This window comes from Pseudarthrobacter sp. MOO14 (assembly GCF_058267675.1).
This window is the reverse complement of the sequence record NZ_JBZCRY010000002.1, coordinates 56320-73404: the sequence shown is the minus strand read 5'-3', so window position 1 is coordinate 73404 and position 17085 is coordinate 56320. Positions and strand designations below refer to the sequence as shown.

14 protein-coding genes and 1 pseudogene are annotated in these 17085 nt (G+C 62.5%); 11 read left to right on the top strand and 4 right to left on the bottom strand.

All coding sequences use genetic code 11. From position 1 onward, the window contains the following. Positions 1-4 precede the first annotated feature (4 nt). From AC4EEV_RS20560 to AC4EEV_RS20515, 10 genes are all read left to right on the top strand, one after another. On the top strand, positions 5-292 hold the full coding sequence (locus AC4EEV_RS20560; RefSeq protein WP_491330959.1) for a hypothetical protein: 288 nt from the start codon (positions 5-7) through the stop codon (positions 290-292). A gap of 11 nt (positions 293-303) precedes the next feature. Further along, positions 304-1026 carry a DUF8175 domain-containg protein gene (locus tag AC4EEV_RS20555; protein WP_491330958.1) on the top strand — a complete coding sequence of 241 codons (723 nt, stop codon included), beginning with the start codon at positions 304-306 and terminating at the stop codon, positions 1024-1026. Then, positions 1026-2333, top strand: a complete 1308-nt coding sequence (locus AC4EEV_RS20550) for a TrbL/VirB6 family protein (RefSeq protein WP_491330957.1) — start codon at positions 1026-1028, stop codon at positions 2331-2333. Before AC4EEV_RS20555 ends, AC4EEV_RS20550 begins: the two co-directional genes overlap by 1 nt. Position 2334: 1 nt before the next feature. Further along, the gene (locus AC4EEV_RS20545; protein ID WP_491330956.1) at positions 2335-3846 is read left to right on the top strand and encodes an SCO6880 family protein; all 1512 of its coding nucleotides are present in this window, start codon (positions 2335-2337) and stop codon (positions 3844-3846) included. Further along, positions 3846-5465 carry an ATP/GTP-binding protein gene (locus tag AC4EEV_RS20540; RefSeq protein ID WP_491330955.1) on the top strand — a complete coding sequence of 540 codons (1620 nt, stop codon included), beginning with the start codon at positions 3846-3848 and terminating at the stop codon, positions 5463-5465. The genes AC4EEV_RS20545 and AC4EEV_RS20540 overlap by 1 nt, the downstream gene beginning before the upstream one ends. Next, complete coding sequence (locus AC4EEV_RS20535) at positions 5465-7234, top strand: type IV secretory system conjugative DNA transfer family protein (protein ID WP_491330954.1); 1770 nt, start codon at positions 5465-5467, stop codon at positions 7232-7234. Before AC4EEV_RS20540 ends, AC4EEV_RS20535 begins: the two co-directional genes overlap by 1 nt. After that, positions 7227-7649 carry a DUF4913 domain-containing protein gene (locus tag AC4EEV_RS20530; RefSeq protein WP_491330953.1) on the top strand — a complete coding sequence of 141 codons (423 nt, stop codon included), beginning with the start codon at positions 7227-7229 and terminating at the stop codon, positions 7647-7649. Before AC4EEV_RS20535 ends, AC4EEV_RS20530 begins: the two co-directional genes overlap by 8 nt. Positions 7650-7854: 205 nt before the next feature. Next, positions 7855-8547, top strand: coding sequence for a hypothetical protein (locus AC4EEV_RS20525; RefSeq protein WP_491330952.1), 693 nt, complete (start codon positions 7855-7857; stop codon positions 8545-8547). A 277-nt stretch (positions 8548-8824) separates the two neighbouring features. Continuing rightward, a complete protein-coding gene (locus AC4EEV_RS20520; protein ID WP_491330951.1) occupies positions 8825-10162 on the top strand; it encodes an ATP-binding protein in 1338 nt (445 codons plus the stop codon). 759 nt (positions 10163-10921) lie between these two features. Then, entirely contained in the window at positions 10922-11578 is a 657-nt protein-coding gene (locus AC4EEV_RS20515) for an alcohol dehydrogenase catalytic domain-containing protein (protein WP_491330950.1), read from the top strand. Positions 11579-11792: 214 nt separating this feature from the next. Here the strand turns inward: AC4EEV_RS20515 and AC4EEV_RS20510 are convergent. Next, positions 11793-12532, bottom strand: a pseudogene (locus AC4EEV_RS20510) (nucleotidyltransferase domain-containing protein). Between the two features lie 650 nt (positions 12533-13182). Then, positions 13183-14229 (bottom strand): MFS transporter, encoded by a 1047-nt coding sequence (locus AC4EEV_RS20505; RefSeq protein WP_491330949.1) that lies wholly within the window; start codon positions 14227-14229, stop codon positions 13183-13185. A 170-nt stretch (positions 14230-14399) separates the two neighbouring features. Between AC4EEV_RS20505 and AC4EEV_RS20500 the strand changes: the two genes are divergently transcribed. Beyond that, positions 14400-15482: a LacI family DNA-binding transcriptional regulator gene (locus AC4EEV_RS20500; protein WP_491330948.1), complete on the top strand. Its 1083-nt coding sequence runs from the start codon at positions 14400-14402 to the stop codon at positions 15480-15482. Positions 15483-15741: 259 nt separating this feature from the next. On the opposite strand, the gene AC4EEV_RS20495 is transcribed toward AC4EEV_RS20500, so the two are convergent. Then, complete coding sequence (locus AC4EEV_RS20495; RefSeq protein ID WP_491330947.1) at positions 15742-16068, bottom strand: LysE family translocator; 327 nt, start codon at positions 16066-16068, stop codon at positions 15742-15744. 719 nt (positions 16069-16787) lie between these two features. Further along, positions 16788-17024: a hypothetical protein gene (locus AC4EEV_RS20490; RefSeq protein WP_491330946.1), complete on the bottom strand. Its 237-nt coding sequence runs from the start codon at positions 17022-17024 to the stop codon at positions 16788-16790. Positions 17025-17085: the final 61 nt, after the last annotated feature.

The following is a 17085-nucleotide window of genomic DNA, read 5'->3' as shown; positions in this document are numbered from 1 at the left end:
ACCTATGTTGCTCTCCAAGGCCATGGAATGGTCAAGCTTTGTCATCACCGAGATACCGAACCCCGGCACCGGTGAAGCACCTCCCGGCGCTGAAGGCTTGCTGACGATCCTGAAATGGGTCGCCTGGATCGTCTTCGGCCTCGCCGTCGCGGGCATCCTGATAGTCGCCGGAACCATGATGATCAACAACCGACGCGGTCAAGGCGGCGAGCACGCGGGCGCCCTGGCATGGGTCCTCGGCGGCTGCATCCTGGCAGGCTCCGCGAGCGGCGTCGTAGGCCTCTTGGTCTAAGGAACGTTGCCATGACTGAACCGACCGTGAACGAAGACCAGAATCCACTGACCAAACCCAAGTTCATCATCGCGGCCGTCGTCGTGGCGATCATCGTCGCGCTGGGAATCATCCTCGCCATCATCCCCAAAGGCAGCGAAACCGCACCCCCCGAAGCAGGCCCCACAAGCCCAACGGCCAGCGGTCAACCCACCGCCACATCGGCGGCCAGCGTCTGCGGCCTGCGCTCCGGTGACCAGACCAAACCGGCCACCACACCAACCGACACGAAATGGGAACTGGTCGGCAAGATCGCCGCACCCACCTCCCCCGAACAATTCGGACCAGGCAAGACAGAAACCAACGGCCTCCGCTCCTGCTTCGCACACTCACCAACCGGCGCGCTCTACGCGGCGGCGAATGTCACGGTGCTTTCCGCGACCGGGAAAGCCCGATTGGTTTATGAACAGCTAGCTGTCCCTAGCCCTGAGCGTGATGCGCTGCTGGATCGGCCAGCTCCCCAAGAGACATCGACAGTGACGGCCCAGATCGCAGGATTCCAGATCCGGTCGTATGAAGCCGATCGAGCAGTGGTCGCTATTGCCGCCAAGGGCAGCAATGGCGCTCTGATTTCTGTTCCTGTACCGCTCCAATGGCACGGCGGCGACTGGAAGGTTGTTGTTCCAGCAACGGGCAGCACGGGCGGAGGCCAGATAACTGACTTGTCCGGGTACATCTCCTGGTCTGGTGTCTGATGGCCTGCGAAGGATGGGATACCTTCAGCCTCGGCTGCCACGCGGGTGCGGCAATAGAGGACGTCGCCAATGACGCGGTCAAGAACATGGCGAAGGCGATTGCCGATGCCGTAGGACAAACAGTCCAGACACTCGGGACGTTTTGGGTGAATGTGGGTACTCCCGCTTTGACCGCAACCCCGGGTGGTTCCACCGCGAGTGATCCGGTGTTGTTTCTGCAGAATAGTCTCTATTTTTGGACGGCTTCGCTTGCCGTGCTGTCCGTGTTGGTGGGGGCAGCCAAGATGATGATTGAGCGCCGGGGTGCGCCCTTGCGGGATCTGCTGCGTTCGCTGGCGACACTCATCGTGGTCTCCGGCGCGGGGGTGGCAGCCGTGGGACTGCTGACGGTTGCAGCGGATCAGTTCTCTGCTTGGATTATCACGAACTCCACGAACGGGACCTCTTTCAACGAGAACATCACGTCGCTGTTGGCGCTGTCGTCCACGAGCCCTATTGGGTCCATCATGATCATCCTGTTGGGGCTGATCGCGATTCTGGCCTCGGTGATGCAAATCGTGCTCATGATCGTCCGCGGTGGCCTGCTGGTGATTCTGACGGGGATCTTTCCTACGGCCGCGGCGTTCAGCAACACGGAGGCCGGTAGGGGCTGGTTCCAGAAGTGCACCGCATGGCTGATCGCGTTCATTCTCTACAAGCCCGCGGCCGCCATCATCTACGCGACAGCCTTTCAGCTCAGCGGCAGCAAAATCTTCGGGAACAGCGGTGACGGTAAAGACTTCGGCTCCGCTCTCCTGACAACGGTCACAGGCCTGGCACTGATGGTCATCGCCTTGTTCGCGATGCCGGCCCTCATGCGATTCGTCACCCCCATGGTCGGCGCTGTCGCCGGCGGCGGTGGCGGCATGGCAGCAGGAGCAGTCGGCGCCCTGGCATCGGGCGCGATCAGCATGGGCAGCGCCGGTCGGGGCGGCGGATCCTCCGCTGGCTCGATGACCACCAACAACACCCCAAGCCAGAGCCCGGGAGCGGAAGGCTCCCCGGCGACGGGCAGCCAAGGATCGGCAGGAACGGCCGGTATGGCAGGAACGTCGGGCCCCCGGGGCACCGGAACCCCTGACGCGGCAGCAGCACCAAGCGGTGCGGGCCATGGATCTGCCGGCATCGGAGCGGCAGCGCGCGGCGGCGCTGTGGCAACGGGTGCCGGCAGTATCGCCGTACTGGCCGCACAAAAGGGTGTTGAAGCAGGCCAAACCGCGTCCGGGGCCATCACAGACATGAGCGAAGAATCCACAGGGGGTGCCTGAGATGGCAGCAGTCGACAACACTTACAGGGAACCGACCTACAGCCACTGGCGGCGGCCGCGGAAGGCAGGCCTCGGCACCCTCGGCGGGCTGGCAACAGCAGCACTGTTCATTGGCCTCATCATCACGGTGATCTGCCTCTTTGTCGGCGGCTGGCTCGCCGGACTCGTCGCACTCCTCATTCTCGGGGTAGCGCTGGCCGTCGTCTCGGTGACCGACAAACACAACAAGTCAGTAGGGGAGCGGGCCTTCGCCCGGCTGGCGTTCCGCTCCGCACGGCGCAGGAAGGCCAACATCTACCGTTCGGGCCCGCTGGGACTGACACCGTGGGGCGAGTTCCAGCTGCCCGGGATCTCCGCCGGGTCCAAACTGTACGAGTTCAGCGACTCCTACGGCCGCCCGTTCGCGCTGATCCACCTTCCCTCCACCTCCCACTACACCGTCATCTTCGGCACCCAGCCCGACGGTGCCTCCCTGGTGGATCCCGAACAGATCGATGCGTGGGTGGCGAACTGGGGCGGCTGGCTCGCCGCGTTGTCGAACGAACCCGCCGTCGTCGCAGCATCGGTCACGGTCGAAACCGCACCCGATTCCGGGGCACGGCTGCGCCGGGAAGTTGAATCAAACATCCACGAGGACGCCCCGGACATCGCCAAGGCCATGCTCCGGGAGGCCCTGGCAACCTACCCGCAGGGGTCAGCCACGATCCGCGCCTGGGTTGCGCTGACGTTCAGCGCCGCCGCACGGGCCGGCGGCAAACGCCGCACCGCCGAAGAAATCGCACGGGACCTCGCCTCCCGGCTTCCCAGCCTCACCGAACGCCTCGAGTCCACCGGTGCCGGCGCCTGCGCACCTCTGAACGCGCAGGAACTCTGCGAGGTCGTCCGGGTCGCATACGACCCGGCAGCGGCACGGCTCATTGACGAAGCCCACTACCAGGGCACACCCGTGGACATGAACTGGGGCGACGTCGGACCCTCCGCCCACCAAGCGGACTGGGACGGCTACCGCCACGATTCGGGGCACTCGGTGTCCTGGACGATGACCGGCGCACCGCGCGGCCACATTCTCTCTTCCGCGCTGGGCCGCCTGGTCGCACCGCATGGCGAGATCGCCCGCAAACGCGTCACCCTGCTGTACCGGCCGATCGAGGCCGGACGTGCGGCCGCCATCGTCGAATCGGACCAGACCAGCGCCCTGACCCGGGCCTCCTCGACCAACCGGCCCACCGCCCGGGCCGTGGTCGACGCCCGCGCGGCGCAGGCCACCGCAGCGGAGGAAGCCAAGGGAGCCGGGCTGGTCAACTTCGGGATGGTCGTTACCGCCACGGTCCTGTCCTCCCGGGACCTTGAGGATGCCGTCGCCGTCGTGGAAGGCAACCTCGGCCCGTCGGCACGCCTGTTGTTGCGGCGTGCGTTCGGTTCCCAGGATTCGGCGTTTGCTGCGTCCCTGCCACTGGGCCTGGTGCTGCCCAAGCACTTAAGGGTGCCCGAAGAGATCCGCGAGGCCATGTAATGTTCGGCAGCCGTACCAAACATCAGCCCGCGAAGGCGCCTGCCGGCAAGCTCGCGGCCGCGGTGGTACGCCGCCCGGGTCTGCGGGGTTGGCGCGGCCGCGGCCAGGGCGAAGCCGTCTACGTCACTGCAGCGGACGAATGGCGCGGAACCTCGGTCCAGGTCTGTGGTCTCTGGCCGTTTGTGGGCGGATCCGGAACCCCGATCCTGGGTGTGCCGATAGGCGTTCACACCGACACCGGAGCCCCGTTCGGGGCCGACCCGATCAGCTGGTTCATGCACGGCATGATCAACAACCCCTCCATGTTTGTCCTGGGCCTGCCGCACTACGGCAAGTCCACCCTGGTCCGGCACATCGTCCTCGGGCTGGCCGGCCGGAACATCAACCCACTGATCCTTGGGGATCTGAAACCGGACTACGTTGACCTGATTGAAGCCCTCGGCGGGCAGGTCATCAGCCTCGGCCCCGGACGCGGACACCTGAACGTCCTGGACCCCGGCGAAGCAACCGGCGCATCCGCTCGGCTGCTCGCCTCGGCCGAGGAACACCGGGCCACCGCTAACCAGGCCCTCAATGATCCCGATGGCGACCAGGACGCGGCCGAGCAGTCGCTGGCTGCAGCGGTGAAGGCGGAGAAGCTGGCCGAACAGCTGATGGCCGACTCGCACAACCGGCGCCTGAACATGATCACCGCGCTGATCACCATAGTGCGGAACGCCAAGCCCAGCGCCCACGAGGAATCCCTGATCGACCGGGCCCTGCACATCCTGGACGAACGCCTGGACCGCGTCCCGTTGATTGGGGACCTGATCGAGGTCATCAAAGACGCCCCCGACGAGCTCCGGGCGATCGCCCTGGACCGCGGCGACATGTCCCGCTACCTCGACGCGACCGACCAGCTGCGCCAGTCGCTGTACTCCCTCGACGGCTCCGGCCGGTTCTCGGACATGTTCTCCCGCCCCACCGACCAGCCAATGGACCTGACCAAACCCGTCGTCTTCGACCTCTCCGGGATCTCCGACACCCAGCGCGACATCCAAGCAGCGTGCCTGCTGGCCTGCTGGTCCACCGGGTTCGCGACCGTCCAAGTCGCCCACGCCCTGGCCGACGCCGGCCTGGAACCGCGACGGAACTACTTCGTCGTCATGGACGAGCTCTGGCGGGCCCTGCGCTCCGGTGAAGGCATGGTCGACCGGGTCGACTCACTCACCCGGCTGAACCGCACCGAAGGCGTCGGGCAGGCCATGATCACCCACACCATGAGCGACCTCGAAGCCCTGCCCACCGAATCCGAACGGATGAAAGCCCGCGGCTTCGTCGAACGCTCCGGCATGGTCGTCTGCGGCGCCCTCCCCGGAGCCGAAATGGAAAAGCTCAACAAAGCCGTCACCCTCTCCCGCGCCGAACAGGCCCGGCTCATCTCCTGGGCCGACCCCGGGTCATGGACCGACGTCGGAGGCTCCCGCAAACGCGTCCGACCGGGCCTGGGCAAATTCCTCTTCAAAGTCGGCGGCAGACCAGGGGTACCCGTCGCGCTCAAACTCACCAGCGTCGAAAAGAACCTGCACGACACCAATAAGCGCTGGACGATCAGCACCAGCGGCGAAAGGGAGAACTGATGGGTGCACCCAGCAGCGGCAAACGATCCCAGCTCGACACCCAGACCATCCTGCTCTGGGTGTTCATCATCATCGTGGGGGTCGGCGTCGGCACGGTCACCGGCGCCGTGCACCTCGGGTCCAGGCTGTCCGGCGACGGCCAGGCGCTGCCGGTCAACCCGTTTGAACTGGTCTTCGGCCTGATCTCACATAAAGTCACCTGGCCCGCGGCCGCCACCTGGATCCTGGCCGGCTTCGGCGTCCTCGTCATCGTCATCACCGTCCTGGTGATCCGCGCGGTGCTGAAGAAACGGTCCAAGCGGTCCCGGGTGGACGCTGCCGCCCAGCACATGGCCAAAGGACGCGACCTGCGCGCCCTGAGCCTGCGCGGCGCTACGGCCACCGCCGAACGCCTCGGCGTGAAAGGCTCACCCGGGGTCCCCGTCGGCAAGACCGTCCTCGGCGGGCAGATGGTCTACGGCTCTTGGGAAGACATGCACATCGACATCTGGGGACCCCGCACCGGCAAGACCACCTCACGGGCAATCCCGGCGATCCTCGCCGCCCCGGGAGCGGCGCTCGTGACCTCGAACAAGCGGGACATCGTCGACGGAACCCGCGACGTCCGCGCCGCCGACGGACCCGTGTGGGTATTCGACCCGCAGTCCGTCGCCCTCGAGGAACCGTCCTGGTGGTGGAACCCCCTGTCCTACGTCACCGACGAAGTGCGCGCAGCCCGCCTGGCCGACCACTTCGCCGCAGGGTCCCGCGGCCCGGACGCCAAAACCGACGCCTACTTCGACCCCGCCGGCCAGGACCTCCTCGCCGGGCTCCTGCTCGCCGCCGCCCTCGACGGCCGCCCCATCACCCAAGTCCACACCTGGCTGACCCGCCCCGCCGACGATGAAGCCGTGGACATCCTCAAAGCCCACGGCTTCACCCAGACCGCCAACGCCGTCGGCGGCGTCATCAACGCCCCCGAGAAGCAACGAGGCGGCGTGTACGGCACGGCACTGCAGATGGCCTCCTGCCTCACCAACCGACAGGTCGCCCGCTGGGTCACACCCCAAGGTGACAACGACACCCGGCCCCAGTTCGACCCCGCAGCATTCGTCCGCTGCAAAGGCACCCTGTACAGCCTGTCCAAGGAAGGCAAAGGAACCGCCGGGCCACTGGTCACGGCTTTGACCGTGGCCACAGTCGAAGCCGCCGAAGAACTCGCCGTCCACTCACCCGGCGGCCGGCTCGCCACCCCCATGGTCGGAGTCCTCGACGAAGCAGCCAACGTCTGCCGCTGGCGCGAACTCCCCAACCTCTACAGCCACTACGGCTCCCGCGGCATCGTCCTGATGACCATCCTTCAGTCCTGGTCACAAGGCGTTGAAGTATGGGGCCGTGACGGGATGCGCAAACTCTGGAGCGCCTCCAACATCAAGGTCTACGGCGGCGGCGTCGCCGAAGCCGAATTCCTCAACGAACTCGCACAGCTCGTGGGCGAATACCGGTACTCCAACATGACCAGAAGCCGCTCCAAACAAGGCACCTCCTACAGCCACGACGACGACCGCAAAGAACGCACCCTCGACGTCTCGGAACTCGCCGCGTTCCCCCGTGGCCGCGCCATCATGTTCGCCTCCGGCGCCCCAGCAGCACTGCTGGAAACCGTGCCCTGGATGAGCGGGCCCCAGGCCGACGCGGTGCGCGCCTCCATCACCGCACACGAACCAGCGAACAAACCTGCGGCCCAGGCCGGGAGCCGGTGGATCGCCGCGGGGACCTCCAATGAGTGAGGGCCTGGGGGAGTGGGACGACGAACTAGAGGACACGGCAGCCCTCGCGGAGCCGGCCGATGAGGACTTGGACGCCCCGGAGCTGTTCTACCCGAACGTGGCGGCATTCGTCAGCGGCAAGCTGGCAACCAGCTATCGCCGGCAGCTCAACGTGCAGGGCGGGGTGACCTGGTGCCCGCAGTGGTGGAAGCACGCCGAAGCGATCAGCCGCCTCGAAGCGCTCTGGCGTGCCTGGGAGTTCTTGCGCTTGGACGGCACCACAGGGATGAGCGTGTGGTGGCGTGACCACGCAGACCACCACATGTCCGTTCTGCTCTCAGCTGACGGGCCGTTCAAGGGCTGCACCCCGGACGACGGCCACCGCTCCAAACTCATTCCTCTACCCTGTGAGGAACCGCCAGCGGGGCTGTTCTAAACCGGATGTTGTTATCCAAACGCTCAAGATGCCCGCGCGCGCTGCCCATAGTTGGGGTCAATCCGGGTTATCCACGGCTGGAAATCGGGAGCCATCGGGAAAGCTCCCTCAGCAGCAGTAGCGGTGGATAACCCATCAGGATTGTCCCCGGCTGTGGGCAGCGAACTCTATAGACTAAACCAAGACTTTCGAACATGGGGGACACATGAATAGTGCACGCAGTCTACTGGCGCTCTTCGGCAGCTGGGAAATACCACCTAACCAAAGCGCTTTGAATGCTCGAGGCGGCAACACCGATTCACCCAATTTTTGGGCAGAACACCAACGGGCACTTGATTGGCTAAGCGACATTCAGATGGCCTTGAATGCTCTTGAGGATTCCGGAACAGACGTTTCCGTCTACAGAAAGAAGGTCCCTGTCTGGTATCAAGGGATCTTCGCTACCACCACGGGTTGGACATCCGCTAGCAGCGAGCCCCTGGTGGACGAACCTGCGCTGGACATGCTTCACTCCTTAGCTTCCATGCTTGACGTGGTGAAGTGGGAACCAGTATTCGGAGATGTACAAGCCAACATCTTTGAGACACTGGTACATGCTGAAGACTTGATCCGCAACGATGACTCCCTTACGGACTCCACAAAGCGATACCTAATCCAGCTAATCCAGCAAGTGCGGTTCACAATGGACAACCTGGCGACGGACGGCAGTGCGGCCGCCAGATCAGCTTCTATGCAATTAGTCGGAGCACTGACAACAACGGCGGTTACTGCGGAGACCCGGGATAAGGGTAGCGCTTACCTGAAGGTTGCCGTCGAGTTGGCGCGGACAGCAGCTACAACGGTTACAACGAAAGTAGTGGAGTCGGGTTTGGACTGGATAAACAGCTTGACGCCTTAGCTGTTGGATCCCCATTGACTTCGGGGGCTTCAACTCGCGGCTGATCCCGAAGCCGATGAATTTAGGACAGTGGTTCGGCGTCGCGGCCGTCGCCTTAGCTTCCGGCGGTTGCCGCCTGAGGGTTGCGCAGGGGCCCCTCTTTGGCAATATATTCCGGAGCCTCTGAAGCTGGGGTTCGGACAATAGACCGGGAAGCACCCTGTATGTTGGCTGTGATGCCCGGCGGCCACAGTTGTGTCGTCTTCGCCTAAGTATCCAGCCAAGGGAAATCTTGTTTTTGAACCATTCACTAGACCGAACTGTGCCGCTGTCTGTGCAGGATCACCCACAGCTGTTCAAGGCCATTTCCGAAGGCATCTTGGGTGACGAAACCGATGCTATGGAGCTGAAGAGTGAGTGGGACCTTTCAGATAAGAAGAAAGTAGGGGCCCTTGCCCGTCTCATCCTTGGCTTCGCCAATAGAGATCCGGCCGTATCCGCAAGGTACTTCGGAGGCGAGGCCTATCTTGTTCTCGGGATCGACACTAATCGTGCTGAAGGTGTTGTAAAGGCGGACGGCGCAACAGTATCCATGCAGATTCAGTCGTATCTAGGAACGCGTGGACCTCAGATTGTTCTGGACTATGACCGTTTTGGCGAAGTCGATGTTGCGGTCATAACTATGCTTGCGGTTCCTCGGGCCGCTCATATCTACGCTTTGGAGAAGGAGTTCACTGACTACAGCGGCCCTAAAGAGCGCCTGTGGCGAAATGGAACGATCTTTGTCCGCTCAGGGACTAGCACCGAAGTGGCGACTGCAGAGGATATTAGACGCCTAGAGCGTCGCTTGATTGGCGGGCTCCAGAAGCTAAAGCCGGAAGTCAACATCGAATGGAATCACCGCTCCCCAATCTTCTGGCTCGATGCATCAGACACTGAAGAATGGCTTGACGAACATCGGAAGCATCTGTTCGCCCAGCAAGAGCCTGAAGCGCCGACTCGGTCAGGGCCGTTTGATTTTGGTCAAGATTTGCTCATGTCATTAACCCCGGGAAAGCAAACCCTCAGTGAATATAAACGGGACCTGAACAAGTACATCGAGGATTGCAAGACCACGATACCTAGTTGGCTCAGCCACATCTGGCATTCCACCCGTGGCAGTCAGAGCACATTGAGAATTACAAACACGACGGATGAAGCGATGCTTTCTGCTCGCCTTACACTGCATATTTCGGCTGACGTAGGTGTGGTGACGGATGATCCCCAACCGGGCTGGCCGAGGCAGCCACTACCTGTTGGAAGGGAAAAATCTTCCTTCATGCATTCAACACTGGCTCAAAACCTCGCCTTCCGGCCGGGCATGATGCACAATCCTCAGCGTCCAACAGTGGAAAGGCTGCCGGGCTCTGTAAAAGTTCTGTTTGACCTGGGAGATATCGCCACAGAGGAATCCGTCATAACTTGGCCTATCAGTCTCCTCAGTCGAGCAGACGGACTGGCGGGGACAATTCCGGTTACTTGGACAATCACTGCCAATAACCGCCGTGGAACGGACAAGGGCACGTTATCCTTGGTCCCTACGGAAAGAGTGGCGACGAAAAACGTACTATCGAAGACCGTTCCACGGAAGAGCTAACGTGTCCCAGCGGCCCCTGAAACCAGGAACCCTAAGCGAGAGCCCCAAACCTGAACAGGTCCGGTACGGTGCTTCATTCCGGTCGGTTGATGTCAGGTTGACCTCTAGACCCTCTTGATCCAGCGTCAACAAAGACAAAACAAACCCTGTTCTGACAGCCCTTGTGTCTGGTCCCTGACGTCAGGTTGGGGTGTAGCTCAACCACCAACTTAGAAACGGGCAGCTACAGTGGGTACCAGCCGAGCAGTTGCGCAAGAAAGGCCGCCGCTCAACCAGTGAAGGCTCAAGCGAAGTGGTGTCGGTCCGCATGGATGCTTCACTGTTGCAGGAGCTTACCGCTCGCGCCGAGCATGTTCACCTGAGCCCTTCGAAAGCGATCCGCCCCGGGCGTCCGGGCGTGGATCAGCGCCGCGTAGGGCAGGCATGCATCCGCGCTTAAACACGGCGGGGGCCGACGGAACACTGCCGTCGACCTTTCCACTGCCGTGCGTGACGAACTCACGGGAGCCAGCTACGGGCCACGCCGGGTTTCGGTCGCGGAGGTCCTGGGTAGCTATCCGGTGGCCCTGCTGGCACCTGTGGATGGAGAAAAGGCATGACTCTGGTCAATGTTGGACCCGAACGCTTCGATGTGTGGGCGCCGGACGTTTCGTCGGTGGTGTTGTTGGCTGACGGCCGGCAGTACCCCATGCAGAAAAGGAAACGTCGCCCTGGTCCGAGGGATGGTGGACGGCGCCCGACGCCCCCGCGGACGGCGACGTGGATAACAGCTACCTGCTGGACGGGGACACCACCCCCGTTCCGGACCCCCGCTCCCGGCGGCTGCCCGCCGGCGTCCACGAACAGACCCGGACCTACGATCCTTCCGCCTACGCCTGGCAGGATTCCGGGTGGCGAGGCCAGGACCTGCAGGGAGCCGCCATCTACGAGCTCCACGTGGGCACCTTCACGCCCGAAGGAACCCAGGACGCCGCCGCGGAGAAGCTGGGCTACCTAGTGGACCTGGGCATCGACTTCATCGAGCTTCTGCCGGTCAACGGTTCAACGGGACGCACAACTGGGGCTACGACGGCGTCCAGTAGTACACGGTGCACGAAGGCTACGGCGGGCCCGGTGCATACCAGCGGTTCGTCGACGGCCGCCCATGCTGCAGGACTCGTGGCCGCGTCTCCGATAAACCCATCGGACCTGATCCCTGTAACGGGCGACTACCGGTCAAGGACAGCACTGCCTTTTATCGCCGGTTTCGAAGGCGTCGGTGTTGTTGAAGCTTCCGAAACAGACGATAGTCGGATCCGATTAGGCCAACGCGTTATACCCATTGGCTCCGCTGGATGCTGGCAGACTTCGATGGGGCTGCCGAAGCGGTGGGCTATGATTGCCGATTCCATCTGTTTCATTGCTGGCCTCCGGTGACAAATCCTACGGCCGGAACATGGGTTAGTGGTCGTTTCGAAGGAGCTACTAGAGACCTTACGCAGCGTTGGTGGGTGGCTTGGTGAGAAGATTTGTGTGTCCGGCAGGTGTGCCTTCGCTCCATGAAATCCGCTTCATCTCCCCCGGGGCCACGTTGATGACGTACCTTTTGGGGTCCGACAGTAGGCCGTTTCGCCGGCATTGAGTGAAGCAGTCAGGTTGCGGTCAGGATGTCCTTGAGAACGCCTTCCTGAAATGTCCGTGCTTGCCGCCTGTGGGCGGCGGGCCTCCGGAGCGTGCGGCAATTGACCGGTCGATTACCGCTGCCGGCTCGTAACCGGCCGCCAGGAGTCGGCGGGCGGCGTCGACTTTTGACAGCCACCTTCCGTAGCGTTGCCGGACCAGGGCCCGGCAGGCCCCTAGGACTGCATCATCAGCTCCGGCTGCAGGTCCGTCGCCAGCCTGGCCGGTCAGTGCCATCCACCAGTGCAGCGAGTCGATGAGCAGGTGCCGCAGATCATCCGGTGGTAGCTCTGCGAAAGCCTCTGATGCCGGTGGTCCGGCCAACACCCGGCCGCTTTGATGCAGGATGCTGCGGTCCAGCCCGTACCAGAAGAACCCGTCGGCGGCCGGACGGTCGGCGGGTTGAAGGCTCTGCCGGAAGGCCATGGCCGGGCCGTCTTTTAACTCGAGTTCGAAGCCCGGGTTCGGGGTTCCCGACTGCGCCGCAGCCCGGGTGTAGACCACTAGTTCCAATCCGCGCGCGGGACACGGCAGGGCGCTGTGCCGCAACCGAGCGATCAACTCCTGCTTTACGGTCTGGCTCAGTGGGTTTCGGCATAGCAGGGCAATGTCGATATCGCGACGGCCACGCTGGAAGGCATGCAGGGCCACCGATCCGGCCGCGTACGCCCCGGCGAACTCCGTGCCGAGCACCTCCCGGGCAACCTCCACGACGGCTTCGAGATATGACTACACGTTGCTGTCCGACATCACCCCATCATCCCCGATTTCGTTAAGGGGACCTGACGCATGGTGGTGTGTCTCTCGCCTCCCGTACGTCCTACCGGCGGTTGAAGTCTTACAGGCTCTGGAGGCACTGGTTCCGGGTAGAACGTTTACAGTCTCACGAGCCCTATTCTGAGTCAGCCCAGAGCCCTTTTGAGGACCTGCACCTCCGGAGCCACCTGGACAATCGGTTACTCGTTGGCGCCGGGCTTTCCGGTACATGACCGGGGCGCACGAAGAAACATCAAGCATCATCAGAGCATATCTAGCCCTAAGGTGGAACATCCTCTGATTCAACAGACCACGCGAGGTTGTGCAGGATTGTTGCTATCCGTCCGCGAATGGCACGGTTACGCCGTGAGCGCTGTTTGGGAATCTCAATTACCTGAGGGGCATTTGGTAGGGCGCTTCTTGCAGTCGCCTTACCGGCAGCCGTAACGGCCAGGAATTCGATGATCATGATGTCCTCTCAGATGTGGTGGTTTGTCCAGAAGGCTGTGGGTGTCCCTGTCAGACTTTCTTCGAACGCCTTATTACCGGTCATGCGTTTGAACCCGGGACGGGTTTGTAAACGAGCCTGGAGTGGTCGGAATGGGTCAAGCGGGTCGGCGAATGATGACGGGGACCAGGATGGCCATCACTGCGGTCAGGGCAGCAACACCGATCATTGCCGTTTGGAGGTTGACCGCGCCCGCGAGAAGGCCCACATAGGGAGGGCCTGCGAGGAACCCTGTGTATGCGACGACCGTCAGGAGTGAGGTCGCGCGGCCGCGATGGGTCTCTGTCACCGTCCGCGAGACGATTCCAACGAGAGTCGGGAAGAGGACGGCTGTGCCGGCAGCCGCGAGGCCGAGTGCGACAAGGGCGACGACCAGCGTGGGGGCGAGGGCTAAACCGGTCGTGCCGAGCGCCGCGGCGGCGGCCCCAACAAGGAGCTGTTTCCGAGCGTGGCGGGGTGCAATGTGGCTCACAGAGAACCGAGTGATGGCGACAACAGCAGCGAATACAGCAGGTCCAAACGCGCTCACTCCAAGAGGCACCGATAGCTCGTCTTCAAGGAAGACTGCGCTCCAACTCTGGTGCGCGTTTTCGCTCGCGAAGGCTAATGCTCCCAATGCGCCTACGCCCAGGAGAAGGCTGGCGGGAAGAGTGCTGATGCGCGCGTGGGCACGGTCTTCAGTGGGGGAAGTTTGCTCGTGCTGAAAGGAAGATGTTCGCGTGCCCAAGACGATGGCCACGCACGCAGCTGCCGCTGCTGCGACCACGATCGCAAAGGGGAGGAGCGAGGGGAGAGCGATGGAATTGAGCGTCCCCGCGGTCAATGTTGCGACGACAACCAGCGTGGAGAAGGTGGCATGGGCAGGTGTAATGACGGGTCGGCCGGCGCGGTGTTCAGCGCGACCAGCGAGGGAGTTCAAAGCGACGTCGGCGGCGCCGCTCGTCGCGCCGACCACTGCCATGCCGGCGCACAGTGCGACCAGGCCGGCACTGGCGGTACTGGCGACAGCTACACCCGCCAGGCCAAGGCTTAGAAGCAGCGGACCGGCCAGCCACAGCCCAAAACGGTCAAGCAGCCGCCCGATGATGAACATAGCGGGTAATGCGCCCGCCCCCACGAAGAGGAGCGAGACTCCAAGTTCCATGTCAGAGACTCCAGCCTGCTCCCGAAGGCGTGGGATGGAAGCCCCCCATACGCCCCAGAATGCTCCAAAAGCAGCAAACCCCCAGAACGGGGCACGGACAAAGGGCGGCATGGAAAACACATGTGTAACGATACACAATGGTTGTAGCGTTACACAACTAGACTGATCTAGTGGGAACAAACAAAGACCGCGTAACCCTGGACGATGTCGCAAGGACCGCTGGGGTCTCCCGGATGACAGCCTCGTATGCCTTCAGTCGACCGGATCGTGTGGCTGCGGGAACCCGTCAAAAGGTTCTCGACGCGGCCGCACGGCTAAGATTTCGAGGACCTGATCCCAGCGGGCGGCTCTTACGCACGGGCGGACTACGGACACTTGGACTGGTCCTGGGGGAGAGCCTCGAGTACATCTTCGAAGACCCGCAGGCAACCACGTTTGTTGCGGGAATCGCACGTGAGTGCGCCGCGGCCGGGTATGGGCTGACGATCATCCCTACCACCGGAGAGAAGACGGACACCGACCGAATCACCAGTGCGGGTGTGGATGCCTTCGTCGTGTGGACGACCACGGCAGACGATCCCGTGCTGGGGGCTATACAGGACACCCGGCGTCCCGCTGTCGTCCAGGGAGGCCCCGCCGTCGAGGGCTTTTCCCTTGTCGGAATTGATGACCGCTCCGCAGCGAGGCACTTGGCACTGGCGGTGTGGTCTGATGCTGCGGCGCCCGGCGTGCTTTCGTTCCCCCTGGACCGGAGCCGCTTGGCTGGTATCCATTACGGCGTTGAATCGAACAATGTTCCGTTCCCCGTCACGCGGAACCGGCTCGCGGGATTCAAGGACGCAGCTAAGTTACTGGGGCATGACTGGGATTCGATCCCCGTCGCGGTTTGTTCCCACAACCAATCAAGCGATGCATCGCAGGCGATGAGGGCCCTCATGGCCACTGGCTACGCAGTCGACGCACTAGTTGCGATGAGCGATCAGCAGGCGATCGCCGCTCATCATGCCCTCGACAAAAGCCGACACGGAAAACCTCCCGTGCGGCTTGGGGGATTCGACGGATCCGAAGACGCGTTGGACCTTGGTATTACCAGCGTCCGGCAATCACTCGATTCGCAAGGCGCGCGCGCGGCACGTATCGCACTGGGCCTGGAAGATCCATCCGCGGAATTCACAGAACCGTGGAGCCTCACCCATAGCCTCAGCGGCGCCGGTCCTACAGATGTCCCTCAGGGTCCATCTGTAGGACCGTAATCGCCAGACGGGCAACCCGAACGGTCACTTGTCCGCGTTTAGCCGTGAGTCCCGGCCGGCTTCGGAAGCGTTGCTGAAGCAGGGCTTGATCGTCAGCCGCGAACGTATCAACGGCGGCGCGCACAGGCCCTTGCCCTTTCTCCTCATCGACCTTCTTCACGCTCATGAGGCAGGAATCGCCACAAGGGGAGTGGGTCACTATGAGCTTCGGAAACACGGGCGGGCAACCATGCTCCGACCCCTTGTACAGGGGGAAGGATCAGCTGCTGGCGCCGGAGACAATGACTCCGGCGCCAAGAGCTGCAAGGATTCCGCTGCTTGCCCGTTCGATACCCGCATTGACTTTGGGCCGGCGCAGCCATGCCATCGCCTTATTCGCAATAAGGGCAACGACTACAGCCAAATACATGAATCCAACGACCGCTTCGATACAGCCCAAGATCATCGAGGTAGCCATGATGTCGCCGCCGTGGGGTATGAACTGCGGGACGACGGCAAGGTAGAAGAGCCCAACTTTGGGTGAAGATGCATGCAAATTTGCGAATGATGCAGGTCCATCTATTTCACCCAGGGCTTCATCGCTCAACCCCGAAAAGTGCCGCCTCGGGCCGCCCGGTCTGCTTTCAGGGCCTCCAGTGCCTGTGACACGGAGTCGAGTGCCTCAGCGCGTCTTTCCTGTTTGTACCTCTCCGACGGTGGCCGTCTCGACCTCCGGTTCGACCGATACACGGCAGTAACCGCAGTTGGCCCTTCAGGGGAATCTCCGAGGGGATCGTAAAAATACACGGCCGCGTCGTTCAATGGCTTGCGATCCTTCTGCCTACGCGTCAGGGGAACCCAGGTCGCCAAGGCTTGCTCATGACGGACATACGGCGGCGTACCAGCCTGTCCTGCTGATGATTTTGTGTGCGTTCTGCAGAGGGGTGGAATCATCCCCGCTTTTGCAGTCAATGCATCCTGCAGGCCTTCGTCTTTGAAGGGAAAGCCGACGGCATTTCCTGCGGTCATCTCTCCCGCTAGTGGCTAGGTAAAGCGTTGCCAGACGGACCAGTAACGGCGAAATGAGCTATTGGTTTGCCCAATCGCCAATCCGATATTGGCGCATTAGAGTCAAACCCGAGACGCAAAGGATCAGCACTTTCTAGCAGCCGGATTGAGCTCGAGTTTGCAGAGCAGCATCTGCTGCCGCCAAGGACCTTGACTGGAGGAGCGGTGCTCGGGTCGTGTGGCTCAGGTACTGCGCGTCTCACACGTTAAGCCGTGTGTAGCCTTCGTTCTGTGGGCCGGGTCTAAGCCGTGGACTCTTCATGCGCGGCGGATAAGCACGCCGTCGGATTTCGCGTAGAGTCTACGTGTCTCAACGCCCTCGGCCTTGAGCCACAGGACATTTCCGCTGAGCGAGACCTCTTCGGTCAGGCCCTTTTCGATTGTCTGTGCGTTCTTTATGATCTCGACGGGGTCTCCCTCTTGGAGCTCCGTCCAGTCCGTCAGTGCAGCTTTATGAGCAGTTCGGTTGGCGATGACTGCTGTTCGTGCCTTCATTTCCTCTTCAGCTCTTTCTTGAATAGGGGTTGATCAGTGGGTTGCATCGTGTGGGCCTCCG

Coding starts and splice junctions, on each gene's coding strand:
- AC4EEV_RS20560 (WP_491330959.1), top strand. CDS start 5: ATGTTGCTCTCCAAGGCCATGGAATGGTCAAGCTTTGTCATCACCGAG.
- AC4EEV_RS20555 (WP_491330958.1), top strand. CDS start 304: ATGACTGAACCGACCGTGAACGAAGACCAGAATCCACTGACCAAACCC.
- AC4EEV_RS20550 (WP_491330957.1), top strand. CDS start 1,026: ATGGCCTGCGAAGGATGGGATACCTTCAGCCTCGGCTGCCACGCGGGT.
- AC4EEV_RS20545 (WP_491330956.1), top strand. CDS start 2,335: ATGGCAGCAGTCGACAACACTTACAGGGAACCGACCTACAGCCACTGG.
- AC4EEV_RS20540 (WP_491330955.1), top strand. CDS start 3,846: ATGTTCGGCAGCCGTACCAAACATCAGCCCGCGAAGGCGCCTGCCGGC.
- AC4EEV_RS20535 (WP_491330954.1), top strand. CDS start 5,465: ATGGGTGCACCCAGCAGCGGCAAACGATCCCAGCTCGACACCCAGACC.
- AC4EEV_RS20530 (WP_491330953.1), top strand. CDS start 7,227: ATGAGTGAGGGCCTGGGGGAGTGGGACGACGAACTAGAGGACACGGCA.
- AC4EEV_RS20525 (WP_491330952.1), top strand. CDS start 7,855: ATGAATAGTGCACGCAGTCTACTGGCGCTCTTCGGCAGCTGGGAAATA.
- AC4EEV_RS20505 (WP_491330949.1), bottom strand. CDS start 14,229: ATGGAACTTGGAGTCTCGCTCCTCTTCGTGGGGGCGGGCGCATTACCC.
- AC4EEV_RS20490 (WP_491330946.1), bottom strand. CDS start 17,024: ATGAAGGCACGAACAGCAGTCATCGCCAACCGAACTGCTCATAAAGCT.